Source organism: Pediococcus parvulus (assembly GCF_007990205.1).
Lineage (GTDB): Bacteria > Bacillota > Bacilli > Lactobacillales > Lactobacillaceae > Pediococcus > Pediococcus parvulus.
Genome location: NZ_BJWE01000007.1, coordinates 34188 through 51748, shown reverse-complemented (window position 1 = coordinate 51748; position 17561 = coordinate 34188). Strand labels below are relative to the sequence as shown.

Below are 17561 nucleotides of genomic sequence, written 5' to 3'. Positions count from 1 at the left end.
TATGAAATTTATTCATTCAGCAGATATTCATTTGGATAGTCCGTTTAAAGGATTACGAAAAGCACCAGATCAAGTGTGGCAGCTTATTCATGATTCTACGTATCGGGCGTTTTCTAATTTAGTCACGACGGCCATTAAGGAAAATGTGGATTTTGTCTTAATTGTAGGAGACTTATTTGACCAAGTTCAACACAGCATTAGGGCGGATTTGTTTGTTAACGAACAATTCGAACGCTTAAATCAAAAACAAATTCCGGTCTATTTGAGTTATGGTAATCATGATTATTTAAATGACAATACGGAAATTATTAATTATCCGAAAAATGTGCATGTCTTTTCAAGTAATCCTCAAAAAGAGCAGTTGACGCTAAAGGATGGGACGACCGTTTCTATCATTGGCTTTAGCTATGATAAACAGGCTGTGAAAGAAGATATTGTGGCCGAATTTCCAGGACGTGATCAAGCTGATTTCGAAATTGGTACGGTTCACGGTAGTTTGGATTCTTTAAATGCACCAGAAGCGAACTACGCTCCCTTTTCCGAAACCGAATTATTAAACTTACACTATGATTATTGGGCGCTTGGCCATATTCACAAACGTCAGGTTCTAAATGAAGATCCGGCCATTATTTATTCTGGTAATTTACAAGGACGGCATAAAAATGAACCAGGAACGAAGGGCTTTTATTTGGTTTCAAGTGAGGGGGAAAAACTCATTCCGAAATTTAAGGAAGCCTCAGTGATTAATTGGCAAAAACTCACGATTGAGGTGACGGCGGCCGACACGTTTGATGAGATTGTGAAAACAATTTTACATCACATCGAAATTCTGCTTGATAAGCAACCTAACTTTATTGATGTCAAAATAAAAAATGTCCAGACCTTATCTGGAGCGGTTTTAACAAGAATTAAAGATGGTAGTTTATTAGAAGTTGTTCAGCAAAAGCTTCTTAAAAATAGCCAATCTTGGGTTTATGAAATTACACCAGTACCAGCTCAAGAACTATCCAATTTGAGTGCTTTGGATAGTGGGTTTTGGGAGCAAAGTCGCAAAAAGATTTTTACTGAAGAAAACGTGACTCAAATTGCGGGGAAATTACTGAATTATTCATTTATTACTGAAGCCCTAAATGAAAAGTCTCAAGATACACAACTCCAGGATTTAGCGGAAACTTTACTACTTGAAAATGGTGGTCGTGAGGAGCAAAACGATGAAGATACTAAAGATTAATGTTTATGGGTTTGGCAAATGGCAAGACCAACAGTTTGATTTAACGAATGGCTTAACTGTGTTTTCAGGTCCCAACGAGGCCGGAAAATCTACCTTACGCCAGTTTATTTTAAGTGTTTTGTTTGGCTTTCGCACCAAAAGAGGAGCTGACCGTTATTTGAGGTATGAACCCAAAAATGGGTCCAAATACGGCGGTGAGCTATTAATTGAGAACCATGATGAGCAGTACTTGTTGACCCGTGTAAAGGGAAAAAGTGGCGGCAAGCTAACCATAACAAATGTGGCAACACAAGAAGTTTTGGCAAATGATGAGTTGAGCAATTTGTTGGGTTCGGTTGATGAAACACTTTTCAATGAGATGTTTAGTTTTAGTCAAAGCGAATTAGCCGAGGTGCGCCAATTAGATCGGGATGAATTTCGTAAACGAGTTTTAAAAATTGGGGCAGTTGGCAGCGATGAATGGATTGGCCTCCAGAGTTCCTTTGAAAAGAGTGCCGATAAAATTTATGCTCCTAAAGGACGAGTGCGGCCATTAAATAAGTTACTCAAAGAATATGATTCACTTAGTCAGTCGGTTCAAAAAGCGGCAAATGAAACTGAATTGTATAAACAATACGCGACTGATATGAATTTGAACCAAACTAAGTTGTCGCAATTGCAGGTAAAAATTGAAACTAGCAAAGCCCAACTAGATAAGCTAAAACATGATTTGTCTGGCTGGGATGCTTATCAAAAATATCTTGAGCTTGCGCCTAAACTAAACAGCCATTTTGTGGAAATATCTTCCGATTTAATGCAGGCTGTTGAACATAATCACCAGCAGATTAGTGAAGCAGCACAAACACTTCAAACTCTGCAAGAAAAAATTTCCGACCTAAAACAAAAGGAACAACAAAATCCGCGAATCTTATTTTATAGTAGCCATGAACAAGAATTTGAGAACATTCGTCAGGATTTAAATAAGATTGAAAATGTTGTGATTCAAGATGAGCAGTTGGGAAAAAAGCAGGTTGAAATTGATGCGGAACAAAATCAAATTCGGCGTCAACTGGGGATTCAAGAAACAGTTCCGGAGCCTTTTAGTGAAGAGGAGTTTGATCAGCTTCAACGTGATTTAAAGCAAAAAAGTGAGCGAACTCGCGAAAAGCAAAATCTGCAAAACCAAGTTGTTGAATTACAAGACAAGCTGCTTAAAACGTCCAATCCTAACTCAAATAACTCAAAAGACAAGCTAAAAATGAGCTTTTCAGTAATTGGTTTTATAATTATCATTTTGCCTTGGGCGCTTAGTTTGTCAATGGGTGTCAAAATAGGTTTATTAGTGTTAGGATTACTCATCATTCTAGGTGGATGGTTGATCAATCCAAATGAGAACAAGACAGATCATGCTGAAGACGATTTACAAACTCAAGTGACAAGTTTGCAAAAACAGCTACAAGAAATCACAGAGCAAAGCAAGGACGTGAACGAGCGGATTCAAAAATTTGGTGTGGCTAAAGGGATCTCGCAGACTGATCCACAAACCTGGTTGGCAATGCAAAATGATTTAAAACGATTTGAGAGATTATCTGAAGATCAGCGAGCTAATCAAAGTCAGCAACATAACAATCAAGAAATCATTGCGGTGTTTAATGAAAGAACGAAAATATTGGCCGATTGGGTAGTTTTAACAGGATCAATTAATCAGCAATTAAAGAACCTAGCAGACTATTTCAAAAAAATTGAACAAGAACAAAAGATTACTCACCAAAATAAACAAGATCTAAAATATTATCAGGATCGTTTTAATCAAGTTGAACTGGAAAGTAAAAAAGCTAAGCAAGCTGAATCAGAATATCTCCAGAAACTTTCTTTGAAAAATTGGGAAAGTTTTGAGACTGCTAAGAAAGCCCAGTTTGATCAAGAGGCTATGATAGGACAAGTTGCCCAGCTTAAACAGCAATTAGGGGAAAGTACTTTAACAGACTTGCAACACTTTTCTGATCAGGAAGAAATTCAATCCCAATTGCACAGGCAAGAAAATAATTTGACCCAGTTGCGTGATGAACAGGAAAAATTAGTTGAACAAAAGACAGTTTTGAACACACAAATGCAACAATTAGCAAATGATGAAACCTACGCTAATTTGCAACAACAACAGGCTAACTTAGAGGCTGAGATCTTGGCCCAAACACGTGATTGGTTGACCGAAAAATTAGCAGCTCAATGGATTGATGAAACTTTATCAGTAGCTAGTCAAGGCCGATTACCAAAGATTATGAACTATGCTGAACAATATTTTTCTTTGTTAACCAATAAACGGTACAATAAGATTAGTTTCGATGACGAGACAATTGTTGTATTTGATTCCGATCACCAAAGCTCCGAAGTGGGGGAACTTTCTCAAGGAACCGCCGAACAGTTGTATGTTTCAATTCGGTTGGCGTTTGTAAAAGTGATGGCTGATTTAGTCAGTTTGCCAATTATTATCGATGATGGTTTTGTCAACTTTGACTCAAACCGGAAGCAAAATGTGATGGCGCTACTTAATCAGATTAGTGAAGAACATCAAGTTATTTATTTTACAGCTGATGATCAAATTGATGATTTAGATACAAAGTCTCAAGTAATTCGGCTTAAATAAGCATAAGGAGCGGTTAATAATGGATAGTAAAAAACTTTTTGACTTTGCAGTTGATGATACCTTAAACATTTTTGTTTTGATTAAGAGTGCTGAGGTACGTGTGGCCAAAAATGGTAAAGATTTTCTCGCAATGGTTTTTGAAGACCGATCCGGCGATATTGGTGGTAAATTTTGGGATGCTAGTTCCCAAGATATTAAGAACTTTGAAGCTGGAAAAGTTATTTTTTTAAATGGTAAACGAGAAAACTACAAGGGAACACCGCAAATTAAGATTTTGGGTATGAGACTGGCAACAGAAACAGAACCTAGTAACCCCAGTTTGTATACAAAAAAAGCACCAATGACGGTTGCTGATATGAAAGAAGAGGTCAGCAAACTTCTCTTTGACATCACTAACCCAAATTGGAATAGAGTCGTCCGCTTTTTACTCCAGAAGTATGATGAACAATTTTATACGTATCCGGCCGCAAAAACAAATCACCATGCCTTTCAGGGTGGACTAGCATTTCATACAATATCTATTTTGCGACTTGCCAAAAGTGTCAGTGATCAATATCCTCAAGTGGATCGGTCGTTATTATACGCCGGAGCCATTTTACATGATTTAGGTAAAACAATTGAATTATCAGGGCCAGTTTCCACAACCTATACCGTTGAGGGAAATCTGTTAGGTCATATTGTTATCATGGACGGCGAAATTGTCAAAGCCTGCCAAGAACTGAAAATTAGTGATAGTAGTGAGGACATCTTACTGTTACGGCACATGATCGTTTCGCATCATGGGTTGAAAGAATATGGCTCACCAATTGAACCCTTATTATTAGAAGCGGTTGTCTTACATGCGTTAGATGATTTGGATGCGTCCATTCAGATGGTCACCGGGGCACTTAGCCATACTAAAGACGGCACTTTCTCAGAACGTATTTTTGGAATGGACGGACGTAACTTCTATAAACGAATTGGCCATCAATCAGAATAAGCGCAAAAAAAGATCAACCAAACTTCAAAACTTGAAGTTGGTTGATCTTTTTACTTTGGAACTTATTTAGATGAAGAACTTGAACTTGATAGATAATCTGAAAGTACATTCTTCAAATCGCTATCTTTGATTGAAACATTACCCTTTTTGAGAACCTTAGCAACAACAGCTTTTAACTTAGAGCTACTGCTCATATCAGCAGTCCAGATACGTTCTTTAAGTGCCTTAGTATGATCACTCATCTTACCTTTAGAAGGATAGTCGAGCATCTTGATTACTTGGTAACCATAAGTTGTCTTAACAGGAGTAGTGGTGTATTCGCCTTCTTTAAGAGCAAATGCAGCTTTAGTAAAGCTGGAATCTAAAGAAGTATTAGTATCGTCAAATGCTGAAAGTTTTCCGCCTTTGTTCTTAGTAGAACTGTCGGTAGAATATTGTTTGGCTAGCTTAGTAAAGCTTTCGCCCTTTTTAAGCTTTTTGATAACTGTTTCTGCAGTTGATTTCTTTGAAACAAGGATTTGCGCGACCGTAACTTTTGGTTCATAGGTCTTCCATTCTTTCTTAAGATCAGCATTAGTGATTGTAGCATTATCTTTTACGGCTTCCTTCAAAAGTAAATTAGAACGAATTTCTTGTCTAAAACTTGAAGCTGTCATTCCGTTTTGTGTCAAAACACTCTTGAATGAGGTACCGTATTCTGTCTTATAAGCATTGTATTGCTTAGTAACAGTTTTCTTAGAAACTTTGCTACCATAGTCCTTTTCGAGAACTTTATTCAAGATCATTTGTTGAAGCACTTGTTTACCACTTGAAGTTGACTTCAAGCTACTATAATAAGCACTTTCGGTGATCTTACCACCCTTTGTTGTTGCAACTGTTTTACTACATGCAGCTAAACTCACTGCCATAAAAACGCTGGCTAATGCAATTAACCATTTCTTCATCCATAAACACATCCTAACTAAATTGTTTGAAAAACTTCAATTACCATCATAACATACAAACCGTTTGTTTTATAAGCCTACATGAATCTTTAATAAAAATTCAAACTATATTCATGAATCATTATTTTGTTGGTTTATCAGAACCAATAGAATCTAGTTGTTTATTAATATCTTGAGTCAGCTTTTCAATTCTTTCTAATCGGGGCTGTAATTTATATTGAAAGTGGTCAACATCTTTTTGAATGGCATTTAAAGTGGGTTGACTGTCGGCAACAGCTTGCTGTAATTTTTGAGTGCTGTCCTTTAATTTGGTGACTGCTTGGCCGAAATGATGGATACTTTCAATGGTTTCTGTAAAACTTTGCTTAATACTAGTTAAAAAATCGGGGTGGGACAGAACATATTTACCACCACGATATCCTAGCAGGGACAAAATGGTGAACTTGAGTAAACGGTGGTTCTTTTTTTTGGCCATTTTTAAGCCTCCAGTTCAGATTTTATTTTTGTTTGAATAGCAACAAGTTGTTCTTTCGAGTAGGAATCTGTGTTGTCACCGAAGATCATTTTGAAATCATCATTTTCAGAGTAACGAGGAATAAGATGAAAATGAGAGTGAAAAACTGATTGGTAGGCGATTGACCCATTATTGTTAACAATGTTCATACCAATGATGTTGGGGTTACTAGCCTTAATAGCTTGTGCAATTAAAGGAATCTTAGCAAAAGTTTTAGAAGCTAACTCGGGATCGTATTCGAAAATGTCCTTTACGTGAGTTTTGGGGACAATGAGTGTATGACCTGGAGTTGCTTGAGAAATGTCTAGAAAGGCCTTAATGTTTTCGTCTTCGTAGATTGTATAACTAGGAATTTCACCATCAATAATTTTACAAAAAATACAAGATGCATCACGTTTGTTAGCCATATTGATTACCTCTTTTTCTTAATTGATTTCATTATACCAATATTTAGAGGTAAGCCCAAAAGAACATTGCTCATGAAACCTGTGAAAACGGGAAGATCATGATATAATCGAATCAAATCAAGTATTGAAAGAGGAAGAAACTAGAATGGTTTTAAAAATTGAGCATTTAGTCGGCGGATATTCACAAATCCCTGTTTTAAAAGACATTAATTTTGAGGTCCACGAGGGTGAACTAGTTGGATTGATCGGGTTAAATGGAGCCGGAAAATCAACAACTATAAATCACATCATTGGGTTGTTGACGCCACAGAAGGGTAGAATCACGATTGATGGGAAAACAGTTTATCAAGATAGTGATGCCTATAAAAAACAAATTGCTTATATTCCCGAATTACCCGTTTTATACCCAGAATTGACTTTAAAAGAACATATCAACCTTACGATTATGGCATATCGTTTAGATGCAGCTCGAGCTTGGCAACGGTCAACCGAATTGCTTAAGACATTCCGGCTTGCTAACAAATTGGATTGGTTTCCTGATAATTTTTCCAAAGGAATGAAACAAAAAGTGATGATTGTTTGTGCATTTTTGACAGATGCCAAACTCTACATTATTGACGAGCCTTTTTTAGGACTTGATCCATTAGCAACCGATGATTTATTGAAATTAATTAATGATAGAAAATCGCATGGTGCAGCTGTGTTGATGTCCACCCATGTTTTGGATACGGCAGAGAAATACTGTGATCGATTTATCTTGCTTCATAGCGGTAAAATTCAAACTCAAGGTGATTTGGCTTCCTTAAGAAAACAGAATCCAACTTTAGGACAATCTTTGACAGATATCTATCTTGGATTGGCAAGAGAGGGTGAATCACATGACTGATCTTTGGAAGAAAAGACAACGTGCTCACTTTCTGGAGATGCTGAAATATTTACGATACGTTTTAAATGATCATTTTGTGATTGCTTTGATGTTTTTGGTAGGTGGTCTTGGATATGGATATTCCAATTTCTTGAAAGGTTTTAAAACAACAAGTTGGTGGGCAGGACCGGTTACCATTTTATGTTTAGTGGTAATTCTGCAAATAGGCAATTTAGCGACCTTATTAAAAAAAGCTGACCCAGTTTTTTTGCTTCCTAGAGAACATGACATGCATGCTTACCTAAAACAAGCCCGTGTGCATAGTGCAATTTTTAGTGCCTGTGTTGAAATTGTTGGAATAGCAGTTTTATTTCCATTTATGGCTATTGCGTTTCATCTTTCCGGCTGGCAAATTTTGGGCTTTGGGATTACCGTGGTTATTCTAAAATTTGGTCAACTTTCTATGGCATTAAATCAGTTATATCAAAATCAAGTTTTTTTGTGGTGGCAACGCCTAGTAATGGACTGGATTTTACCCATATTATGGATGATCATGGGCATTTATTTGAACGTTTGGATTGCTATTGGTTTGTCAATTGTACAGAGCCTGATTGAAGTACTTAGAGAAAACAGTCAGTGGCAACAAAGATCGTTAAGCTGGAATTTAGCCGTTAACGTTGAAGAGCAGCGAATGTTAAGGATTTATCGTTTCTTTAACTTGTTTACAGATGTACCGAATGTCCACGGAACGGTTCATCGGCGTAAATATTTAGACCGGCTGCTCACTATGGTCGATCGTCATTCAAAAAATCCATATGTTTATTTGTTTTCCCGCGCACTCATGCGGAGTACGATTTATAGTGGCTTATATTTTCGTTTGACTATTTTGGGAATGGTGCTATTGATTTTTGTGCCAAATATGTATTTGTCGCTGTTTTTGCAAATCCTGTTTATCTATTTAATCAGTTTTCAATTGTTACCTTTGTTAGTCAATTATAATGAAAATGTCTTCACACATTTATATCCCATTAAGAATGCAATCAAAAATGCAGGTTTTAATTGGTTAGTCAGTCGTTTGCTGGTGGGGACAGTTATTTTATTTGCGTTGGTTGTCGGCATCGCAAATACTTCTATAGTGCAAGCCGGCTTGAGTTTTGTACTAGGAGTAATTGAAGTTTGGCTCTTAGTTAAGCTTTATTTTCCTAGTCGAATTAAGAAAATGAATTCTTGACGCGTGTGGGGACAATCTATAGAATTAATTGATGACGGAATTTTGAAGAGAAACTTGAGGAAAAATAATGAGAGTTAGAAATAAACCATGGGCTGAACCGCTGATTGCGGCTCACCCTGAAGTGATAAGTACCAATCCTATTGAATTTAAGGGAAATTGGCAGGCTCGATTTAAAAAGCCACAACCAATTCGGATTGAAATCGGCATGGGGAAGGGCCATTTTATTGTCGAAATGGCTTTAAAATATCCGGAAATTAATTTTATTGGTATTGAAATTCAACGTTCAGTGGCAGCAATTGCCTTGAAAAAAGCCTTGGCCAATGGCTTACCAAACCTACAATTGGTTTTAGCTGATGGGGCCGATTTGAATGAATATTTTGAGGATGGTGAAATTGACCGTATTTATTTGAATTTTTCTGATCCTTGGCCAAAAACAAGGCACGAAAAAAGACGACTGACTTACAAAACCTTCTTGCAAGTTTATCGCACAATTTTGGTGGAACATGGAGCTATTGAGTTAAAAACTGATAATCAGGGCTTATTCGAATACTCCCTTTTAAGTATGAATAATTTTGGCCTGGTATTTGACGGTGTTTATTTAGATTTGCATCATAGTGATGAAGCACTGGAGAACGTTGAAACCGAGTATGAACACAAATTTAGTGAAAAAGGACAGCGCATTTACAAACTAAAAAGTCATTTTTAGAGACGATAAATATCAATAATTGTGCCTGTTTTTGCGTCTGCTAAAAACTCGTATTGAATTAGGTCCCCGTCTTCATAGCGAGTAATCCCGCCATAATAGACGTTTGTTTTGATTGCAAATTTTTGCAAGGGTGCTTGTTTCATTTCTATCCAGGAACCTTCAATCGGACCTTCTTTTAAGAAAGCCTTGCGAACAGTTTCCAAAATAGCGTTGGCGGAAACCCGTTTTTTATGAAATAAAAACCAGCTTGCCAAGGCGCCAGTTGTTAAACCAATTGAGCCGATTGCAACTTGTGTAATGACGGTTTCTTTTTTGGACATTATGAGTCACTCCTCTTTTAGTTCCTATTTATAGTTATAGTATACCAAGATCGTTTAAAATAATATATCAGAATGAGTTAAAACAGAAAGGAAACGCTATGTTAATCAGTAGTTATAATCCCACAGAGTTAGGCGACGTCTTAGTTTGCATTTTAAATCCAGATACAGAAACGCAATCGGTTGCCACAAAAGAAAATGTCACCCGGATTTATGATCCCAAAACCAATAACACTTTAGGTTTTAATTTTAAAGCAATCTCTGAGCTATTAGGTAATTTAAAGACCCGGGGTCAAGTTTTTCTAACAGTTGCACAAGTTGAAAAATTAAATGCGTATTTAAAGTCAGTTGGTTTTGATCCAGAGTTAAAAGCAGATACTAAAAGCAAATTTATAGTTGGGTTTGTTGAAACGGCTGAGCCACATCCAGATTCAGATCACTTGCTGGTTACCCAAACTCTTGTTGACCATGATGAAAAGGTTCAGATCGTAAGTGGGTCTCCTAATATGAAATCCCAAATTAAAGTTGTCGTAGCTAAAGTGGGGGCAATGATGCCGGACGGATTAATTATTTGGCCTGGTAGTCTCCGTGGGGTTGATAGTTTTGGCATGATTTGTTCTGGTAGAGAATTACATCTGCCAAACGCTCCTCAAAAGAAGGGCGCATTAATTTTACCCGATAATGGTGAATTTAAAGTTGGGGCGCCGTTTGATTTTTCACAGGGTGCCAAGTTGTTTAAGACTAAATAAAGTTGGGTGAACGAAATTATGAGGCATTATGATGGTCCTGCTTTTTTTCGAAAAGATCAGGATTCGCTAAATAAACAAGTGAATAAGAAACACGGAAAACGACGGAAACCATTAATTGAAAAGCATTCAAAAACGAATATTCCCTTTTTAAATAATCAGGATGCTAGATCGGCGGTTAATTTAGAGCAGCCAAAAGCCATAGATAAACGCACAATTTTGCGTTCTGCGGCAATGGCAAATGATCGATCGGAAGATCAAAGTGAAGCTGTGAAGGCAGCACCAACGGTTCAACCTGATTCGGCCCCTGAGACGAATTATTCGCCAGCTAGTGAAGAACCTTCGATAAGTGAAGATCACGGTTCATCGGCGGAAATTAAGATGTCCATGAGTTCAAGTGTGGCACCAGTCCAGATGGCGCATTCACAAATTGATAATGAAGCAGACCCGGCATTTTCCAGTGAGCGTCAGTTTGAATCACGTCAGATGACACCACAAAAGCCGACAACCACAGCACTTGGATCTTCAGAAAATTCAACGGCGATGGGATATCAATTTCCGTCAGTTGACTTGTTGAAACCTCCTGTTAAACTGGATGCGGACTCCCAATCAGAGTGGTTAAAGGATCAGGTGCAAAGTTTGGACAGCGCTTTAAACGCTTTTGGGGTAGATGCAAAGGTTGTGGATTGGACGGTCGGGCCAACTGTCACCCAGTTTCAGATTGAACTGGGACGGGGAGTAAAAGTTAATAAGATTACCAACCTAACGGACGATTTGAAATTACAGTTAGCAGCTAAAGACATCCGAATTGAGGCCCCAATACCAGGTAAAAGTACCGTTGGTATTGAGGTGCCAAATTTTAAATCGCGACCAGTTATGTTGTCAGAAGTATTAAACTCAGCTGCCTTTAAGGAAAGTCAGTCACCGTTAACAATTGCCTTAGGGGTGGACTTGTTTGGTCAACCACGCGTTTATGACTTGAGAAAAATGCCGCACGGCTTAATTGCGGGGGCAACTGGTTCAGGTAAAAGTGTGTTTATCAACAGTTTATTGATTTCAATTCTTTATAAGGCGACGCCACGGCAAGTACGGTTACTCTTGATTGATCCCAAAACAGTTGAATTGGCACCATATAATGAATTGCCGCATTTGCTTGCTCCTGTCATTTCGGATCCTAAGTCGGCGTCAGCAGCTTTAAAATGGGTCACCAACGAAATGGATGAGCGCTATGAAAAGTTAGCAGCCGCTGGAGTGCGTAATATTGAACAATTCAATAAGAAAGCTGAAACATCAGGTCATGCTGCAGATTATTTGCCTTACATCGTAGTTGTCATTGATGAATTAGCTGATTTGATGATGGTCGCTTCCTCTGAAGTTCAAGATTATATTGTCCGGATTACCCAAAAGGCTAGAGCAGCAGGAATTCATTTAATCATCGCGACGCAACGACCTAGTGTGGACGTGGTCACCGGGTTGATTAAGAATAATATCCCAACGCGAGTGGCATTCATGGTTTCTAGCCAAATTGATTCGCGCACAATTTTGGATCATAGTGGGGCAGAACGGTTGTTGGGCCGTGGAGATATGTTATTTCTGGGTAATGGGGCAAGTACGCCGATTCGGCTGCAGGGATCTTATGTCGATGGCGAAATTGATGAAATTACTGAGTTTATTCGTTCTGAATCGCAACCCCATTATGAATTCGATCTAGATTTATTGAAAAAGCAGGTTGAACAAATTGATGAACAAGATGAGTTACTACCAGACGTTTTAGAGTATCTGGCTGATGAGGATACCATCTCCACATCCAAGTTGCAGCGGGTCTTTTCGATTGGTTATAATCACGCGGCAACCATTATTGACCAACTTGAAAGTCAGAATTACGTTTCGGAAGCTCGCGGGTCAAAACCACGTGAAGTTTATTTTACTCAAACAGATTTGAAAAAGATTCATGATGAACAGCCCTGATTTCGATAAAAAACGGGTTTTTATTGTGGTAAACTGTTAACAAAACTGATAAAGAGGAAGAGAAAAATTGGATAACAAGACGACATATTACTTTATAGGTATTAAAGGTTCGGGAATGAGCTCGCTAGCGTTAATTCTTCATGATGAAGGGTATACAGTAAAAGGGTCTGACATCGAAAAATATACTTTTACACAGCGCGGATTAGAGCAGGCCGGCATTGAGGTTCTTCCTTTTGATGAAGCTAATATTAAAGAAGGATTGACGGTCATTGCAGGTAATGCATTTACAGATGATCATCCTGAGATTAAAAAAGCAAGAGCAATGGGATTGTCCGTCACTCGATATCATGACTTCTTAGGAAAAATGCTGTCTGGATATACCAGTATCGGTGTTGCTGGTGCTCATGGCAAAACAAGTACGACAGGCTTACTTTCTCATGTGCTAAGCGGTGTGGCCCCAACCAGTTACTTGATTGGGGATGGAACTGGTAAGGGAACTCCGAATGCCCGCTTCTTTGTTTTTGAAGCTGATGAGTATCGGCGGCACTTTATGGCCTACCATCCAGATTATATGATCATGACCAACATTGATTTTGATCATCCAGATTACTATACCGGTATTGAAGATGTTTATCATGCTTTCCAAGACGTTTCTCAACAAGTCAAAAAAGGAATTTTTGCATGGGGTGACGATGCAAATTTACGTCGCTTAAAGGCTGATGTCCCAATTTATTATTACGGGACTGGCAAGAATGATGATTTCCAAGCTCGTGATATTAAACGGACAACGCTGGGTTCTGAGTTTGACGTTTATCATGAAGATGAATTTTTAGGTCATTATCAAATTCATTTATATGGCGAACATAACGTGTTAAACAGTTTAGCTGTCATTGCAGTGGCTTACTTTGAAAAAGTGGATTTAAACGAAATTAAAGATGAATTACTAGATTTTAAGGGTGTTAAACGGCGTTTCTCTGAGAAAAAAGTGGCTGATATGACAATTATTGACGATTATGCCCATCATCCATCGGAAATTAAAGCAACACTTGATGCTGCCCGACAAAAATATCCTGAAAAAGAAATTATCGCCGTTTTCCAGCCACATACTTTTAGTCGGACAATTGCTTTGTTGGACGATTTTGCCAAAAGCTTGAATTTAGCTGACAAAGTTTATTTGACCGACATCTTTAGTTCTGTTCGTGAAAAGAATGGTAAAGTCTCATCAGCAGATTTGGGTGCCAAAATTAATAAAGGCGGCGAGATTCTAAAGGTCGATAATATGTCGCCACTTTTAGATTATCATGATGCGGTAGTTGTATTCATGGGTGCTGGGGATGTACAACGCTATGAAAAGGCTTATGAGGAACTCCTTAGCAATTTAAGTTTTAAAAATAATTAAATAATTTGACTAATTCTGACCTTTTTCCTTGATTGAAATTTTTAATCTGATAGAATGTATTCAAAATGAAAGAAAGAGGGAGTTTGGTATGCAAGAACCACGAAATCTTGTTAACACTGAAGTAGGTCTCAGTACCTTTATGACAAGAATGTATGGATTTATGGGATATGCCGTTGCGCTTTCAGCACTTATTGCCTATCTGAGTGGCGTTGTGTTTAGAGCACAGATGATGCCAATCCTTTCAGGACATCCGTTTATTTTCATAATCGTCTTAATTGGGCTATTGGTTTTCAGTGGCACGGCAAGTAGAAAAGCTCTTCAAAATGCTAAGACTGGCTTTTTGATGTTAACGTTGTTTGCTTTATTCTTTGGGTTAGAATTTTCGGTTATCTTTTTAACCTTTAATTTACCCACCATTGCTTCGGCGTTTATTGCGGCCGCAATTACTTTTGTTTCCATGTCGGTAATTGGCGCAACTACACACAAAGACATGACACGAATTGGCAATCAATTGTTTGCCGCATTTATTGCGTTGTTTGTCGTGATGATTATAAACATCTTCTTACGAAGTGCAGTGATTGATTATCTTTTTTCGTTTATTGGCGTGATCATCTTTGCCGGGCTATCAATGACGGACACTAACAAAATGAAGGCTATTTATTTACAATATGGGGATCGGGTTTCCATGAACGGATTAGCTACTCAAGGTGCTTTGCAGCTTTATGTAGACTTTTTGAACCTATTCCAATTCTTATTACAAATCTTTGGTGGATTTGGTAGTCGTGATTAACAGTTTTTAGAAAAAGCAACTAACTTGTGCGTTATTACAGGTTGGTTGTTTTTTTTAGAAAATTTTTAAAACGGCTGGAATCAATCTAAATTAAAGAAACGATTCGTAACAATAAGTGTCTGGAATTTGTTAAAATAAAGCTATGAATATAAAAGGAGAATAAAATGGCCAATAAAAAATTACTTTTGATTGATGGAAACAGTGTGGCCTTTCGTGCGTTTTTTGCGCTCCATAATGCTTTAAGCAAATTCACAAATCAGGATGGGCTCCATACTAATGCGATTTATGGATTCAATAAAATGTTGGATCATATTTTAGAAATTGTCCAGCCAACCGATGCGTTGGTTGCATTCGATGCAGGCAAAACAACCTTTAGAACTGAAATGTATGACAATTACAAGGGTGGTCGGTCAAAGACACCACCAGAGCTTTCTGAACAGATGCCTTATTTGCGTGAACTGTTAAAAGGATATGGCATTAAAACATATGAGTTGGCTAATTATGAAGCTGATGATATTATTGGGACCCTTTCAAAGCAAGCAGAAGATGCCGGCTATCAAGTAACTGTGGTCACTGGTGATCGAGACTTAACGCAACTATCAAGTGAAAAGACCACGGTTTCGGTTACAATTAAAGGGGTTAGTGAAGTTGAGGATTACACCCCCGAGCATGTTCAAGAAAAGTTAGGCTTGAAACCAGCTCAAATTATTGATATGAAGGGCCTTGCTGGCGACACTTCGGATAATTACCCTGGTGTCACTAAAGTGGGCGAAAAAACAGCAATAAAACTGCTTCAACAATACGACTCGGTTGAGGGTGTTTATGAACATGTTGATGAGATGAAAACTTCCAAACTTAAGGAGCATTTGATTGAGGATCAAGATAATGCTTTTCTCAGTAAAAAACTCGCAACAATTAACCGGCAGGCGCCAATTAAAGTGACTTTGGCAGACTTGAAATATACTGGGAAGAATACGGCTAATTTAGTTGATTTTTATGAACGCATGAATTTTCAATCATTTTTAAAACAAATGCGATCTACAGAAGGATTTGAGGATTCGCAAACTCTTCAAGATATATCATACGTTGAATTGACAAAAGAAGATTTGACTGAAGTGGCCAAGTTACAGGGTGAAATTTCGTTTTACTTAGAATTGCCTGATAAGAATTATCATACTTCAGCATTTGCCGGTTTTGGCATTGGGTGTGATGAAAAATGGTACGTTACGCGTAATGTTGACTTGTTATCAGAGCCGGTGATTAAAGACATTTTTACAAATTCCGATAAACAACTCAACGTTTTCGATCTCAAACGGACTTATGTTGGCTTGAATCGTTTGGGAATTTTATTTACAAATGGTAAAAATGATATTTTGCTGCAATCCTATCTTTTGGATACCAACGATAATTCCAATGATTTGGGTGCATTAGCGCACCGCCATGGCTACCAAGACATTCAAACTGATGAAGAAGTATATGGAACGGGAGTCAAACGGGGTATTCCTGAAGATGATACTGTCTTTTTTAAACATTTGGCAACTAAATTGCGGGCAATTCAAAAATTAGTACCCCAATTACAAACAGAACTTAAGCAAAATGAACAAAGTGAGTTGTATACCACTATTGAATTACCATTAGCTTTAGTTCTTGCTAAGATGGAAATTGCGGGGATCAAGGTTGATACTGGCCGTTTAGAACAGATGCAAAGTGAATTTACGGAACGCTTGAGTGAAATTGAACAGACCATTTACAATGAAGCTGGCGAAAAGTTTAATATTAAGTCCACCAAGCAATTAGGCACCATTTTATTTGATAAACTCGGGTTACCAAGTTCTAAAAAAACAAAAACTGGGTATTCAACTGCCGTGAGTGTTCTGGAAGGCTTACGTGGACAAGCTCCGATCATTGACAACATTTTAGCTTATCGACAAATTTCAAAAATTCAATCCACTTATGTGAAGGGGTTATTGAAAGTTGTCCATTCTACTGATCAAAAGGTGCACACAACCTATTTACAGACATTGACGCAGACAGGACGGCTTTCTTCAATTGATCCTAATTTACAAAACATTCCGATTCGGTTAGAAGAAGGACGCAAGATTCGGCAGGCATTTGTACCTAGCCAAGCAGATTCACAAATCTTTTCGTCTGATTATTCTCAAATTGAACTCCGTGTTTTGGCTCATATTACAGGAGATAAGAATCTCCAAGCGGCGTTTCAAAACGATGAAGACATTCATGCAAGTACGGCTGTCCGAATCTTCGGATTGAAGGATGCTTCAGAAGTAACTCCTAATATTCGGCGCCAGGCCAAAGCGGTGAACTTCGGAATTGTTTATGGAATTAGTGACTATGGATTGTCACAAAATATTGGTATTTCACGAAAACAAGCCAAGACATTCATTGATACGTATTTTCAAGAATTTCCTGGTGTCAAAAATTATATTGAAACGATTGTACAAAGTGCAAAAGAAAAAGGTTACGTTGAAACCATTGCACATCGTCGGCGTTATTTACCTGACATTAATTCCAGCAATCATAATCAACGTTCATTTGCAGAACGAACCGCAATGAACACCCCCATTCAGGGAAGCGCGGCTGATATTATTAAAATTGCCATGATTAGAATGCAAAAAGAGTTAGAAACACGGAAACTTAAGACAAAGATGCTGTTACAGGTCCATGATGAATTGATTTTTGATGTTCCTAATGATGAGTTAGAAGAAATTAAGAAATTAGTTCCTAGTGTGATGGACTCCGCAATTAAACTTGATGTTCCGCTGAAAGTTGAAAGTGCTTATGGCAAAAGTTGGTATACTGCTAAAAAGTAAAAGTTAGAAG

The 17561-nt window shown here is 37.8% G+C and carries 15 protein-coding genes; 11 read left to right on the top strand and 4 right to left on the bottom strand.

Annotated features, from left to right (window positions below):
- Position 1: 1 nt before the first annotated feature.
- The 3 genes from PPA04_RS03045 to PPA04_RS03035 are packed head-to-tail and all read left to right on the top strand — an operon-like array spanning position 2 to position 4833.
- Positions 2-1231 (top strand): metallophosphoesterase family protein, encoded by a 1230-nt coding sequence (locus PPA04_RS03045; protein ID WP_057783063.1) that lies wholly within the window; start codon positions 2-4, stop codon positions 1229-1231.
- A complete protein-coding gene (locus PPA04_RS03040) occupies positions 1212-3854 on the top strand; it encodes an ATP-binding protein (RefSeq protein ID WP_057783065.1) in 2643 nt (880 codons plus the stop codon). Before PPA04_RS03045 ends, PPA04_RS03040 begins: the two co-directional genes overlap by 20 nt.
- Before the next feature lie 19 nt (positions 3855-3873).
- Positions 3874-4833 carry a 3'-5' exoribonuclease YhaM family protein gene (locus tag PPA04_RS03035; protein WP_057783067.1) on the top strand — a complete coding sequence of 320 codons (960 nt, stop codon included), beginning with the start codon at positions 3874-3876 and terminating at the stop codon, positions 4831-4833.
- A gap of 62 nt (positions 4834-4895) precedes the next feature.
- Here PPA04_RS03035 and PPA04_RS03030 read toward each other — a convergent pair whose 3' ends face one another.
- The 3 genes from PPA04_RS03030 to PPA04_RS03020 form a co-directional block, all read right to left on the bottom strand.
- Entirely contained in the window at positions 4896-5777 is an 882-nt protein-coding gene (locus PPA04_RS03030; RefSeq protein WP_057783069.1) for a peptidylprolyl isomerase PrsA, read from the bottom strand.
- Positions 5778-5898: 121 nt separating this feature from the next.
- Positions 5899-6252, bottom strand: coding sequence for a hypothetical protein (locus tag PPA04_RS03025; protein ID WP_057783071.1), 354 nt, complete (start codon positions 6250-6252; stop codon positions 5899-5901).
- Between the two features lie 2 nt (positions 6253-6254).
- Positions 6255-6698 (bottom strand): HIT family protein, encoded by a 444-nt coding sequence (locus tag PPA04_RS03020; protein ID WP_057783073.1) that lies wholly within the window; start codon positions 6696-6698, stop codon positions 6255-6257.
- Between the two features lie 145 nt (positions 6699-6843).
- Between PPA04_RS03020 and PPA04_RS03015 the strand changes: the two genes are divergently transcribed.
- The 3 genes from PPA04_RS03015 to trmB all read left to right on the top strand — a co-directional run bounded on the left by PPA04_RS03015 (position 6844) and on the right by trmB (position 9500).
- Positions 6844-7584, top strand: a complete 741-nt coding sequence (locus PPA04_RS03015) for an ABC transporter ATP-binding protein (protein WP_057783075.1) — start codon at positions 6844-6846, stop codon at positions 7582-7584.
- Complete coding sequence (locus PPA04_RS03010) at positions 7577-8794, top strand: ABC transporter permease (RefSeq protein ID WP_057783077.1); 1218 nt, start codon at positions 7577-7579, stop codon at positions 8792-8794. Before PPA04_RS03015 ends, PPA04_RS03010 begins: the two co-directional genes overlap by 8 nt.
- Positions 8795-8861: 67 nt before the next feature.
- Positions 8862-9500: a tRNA (guanosine(46)-N7)-methyltransferase TrmB gene (trmB, locus tag PPA04_RS03005; protein WP_057783078.1), complete on the top strand. Its 639-nt coding sequence runs from the start codon at positions 8862-8864 to the stop codon at positions 9498-9500.
- Here the strand turns inward: trmB and PPA04_RS03000 are convergent.
- Positions 9497-9820 carry a PepSY domain-containing protein gene (locus PPA04_RS03000; RefSeq protein WP_057783080.1) on the bottom strand — a complete coding sequence of 108 codons (324 nt, stop codon included), beginning with the start codon at positions 9818-9820 and terminating at the stop codon, positions 9497-9499. The genes trmB and PPA04_RS03000 overlap by 4 nt on opposite strands.
- 98 nt (positions 9821-9918) lie before the next feature.
- Here PPA04_RS03000 and ytpR point away from each other — a divergent pair, with 98 nt between their 5' ends.
- The 5 genes from ytpR to polA all read left to right on the top strand — a co-directional run bounded on the left by ytpR (position 9919) and on the right by polA (position 17551).
- Positions 9919-10566: a YtpR family tRNA-binding protein gene (ytpR, locus tag PPA04_RS02995; RefSeq protein WP_057783083.1), complete on the top strand. Its 648-nt coding sequence runs from the start codon at positions 9919-9921 to the stop codon at positions 10564-10566.
- 18 nt (positions 10567-10584) lie between these two features.
- Positions 10585-12531, top strand: a complete 1947-nt coding sequence (locus PPA04_RS02990) for a DNA translocase FtsK (RefSeq protein ID WP_057783085.1) — start codon at positions 10585-10587, stop codon at positions 12529-12531.
- 67 nt (positions 12532-12598) lie between these two features.
- Complete coding sequence (murC, locus tag PPA04_RS02985) at positions 12599-13930, top strand: UDP-N-acetylmuramate--L-alanine ligase (RefSeq protein WP_057783087.1); 1332 nt, start codon at positions 12599-12601, stop codon at positions 13928-13930.
- Between the two features lie 88 nt (positions 13931-14018).
- A complete protein-coding gene (locus tag PPA04_RS02980; protein ID WP_057783089.1) occupies positions 14019-14720 on the top strand; it encodes a Bax inhibitor-1/YccA family protein in 702 nt (233 codons plus the stop codon).
- A gap of 164 nt (positions 14721-14884) precedes the next feature.
- A complete protein-coding gene (polA, locus tag PPA04_RS02975; RefSeq protein ID WP_057783091.1) occupies positions 14885-17551 on the top strand; it encodes a DNA polymerase I in 2667 nt (888 codons plus the stop codon).
- The last annotated feature ends 10 nt before the right edge of the window (positions 17552-17561 follow it).

What these genes read in the sequence shown, in the direction of transcription:
- PPA04_RS03045 (WP_057783063.1), top strand. Translation starts at nt 2, where the DNA reads ATGAAATTTATTCATTCAGCAGATATTCATTTGGATAGTCCGTTTAAA.
- PPA04_RS03040 (WP_057783065.1), top strand. Translation starts at nt 1,212, where the DNA reads ATGAAGATACTAAAGATTAATGTTTATGGGTTTGGCAAATGGCAAGAC.
- PPA04_RS03035 (WP_057783067.1), top strand. Translation starts at nt 3,874, where the DNA reads ATGGATAGTAAAAAACTTTTTGACTTTGCAGTTGATGATACCTTAAAC.
- PPA04_RS03030 (WP_057783069.1), bottom strand. Translation starts at nt 5,777, where the DNA reads ATGAAGAAATGGTTAATTGCATTAGCCAGCGTTTTTATGGCAGTGAGT.
- PPA04_RS03025 (WP_057783071.1), bottom strand. Translation starts at nt 6,252, where the DNA reads ATGGCCAAAAAAAAGAACCACCGTTTACTCAAGTTCACCATTTTGTCC.
- PPA04_RS03020 (WP_057783073.1), bottom strand. Translation starts at nt 6,698, where the DNA reads ATGGCTAACAAACGTGATGCATCTTGTATTTTTTGTAAAATTATTGAT.
- PPA04_RS03015 (WP_057783075.1), top strand. Translation starts at nt 6,844, where the DNA reads ATGGTTTTAAAAATTGAGCATTTAGTCGGCGGATATTCACAAATCCCT.
- PPA04_RS03010 (WP_057783077.1), top strand. Translation starts at nt 7,577, where the DNA reads ATGACTGATCTTTGGAAGAAAAGACAACGTGCTCACTTTCTGGAGATG.
- trmB (WP_057783078.1), top strand. Translation starts at nt 8,862, where the DNA reads ATGAGAGTTAGAAATAAACCATGGGCTGAACCGCTGATTGCGGCTCAC.
- PPA04_RS03000 (WP_057783080.1), bottom strand. Translation starts at nt 9,820, where the DNA reads ATGTCCAAAAAAGAAACCGTCATTACACAAGTTGCAATCGGCTCAATT.
- ytpR (WP_057783083.1), top strand. Translation starts at nt 9,919, where the DNA reads ATGTTAATCAGTAGTTATAATCCCACAGAGTTAGGCGACGTCTTAGTT.
- PPA04_RS02990 (WP_057783085.1), top strand. Translation starts at nt 10,585, where the DNA reads ATGAGGCATTATGATGGTCCTGCTTTTTTTCGAAAAGATCAGGATTCG.
- PPA04_RS02980 (WP_057783089.1), top strand. Translation starts at nt 14,019, where the DNA reads ATGCAAGAACCACGAAATCTTGTTAACACTGAAGTAGGTCTCAGTACC.
- polA (WP_057783091.1), top strand. Translation starts at nt 14,885, where the DNA reads ATGGCCAATAAAAAATTACTTTTGATTGATGGAAACAGTGTGGCCTTT.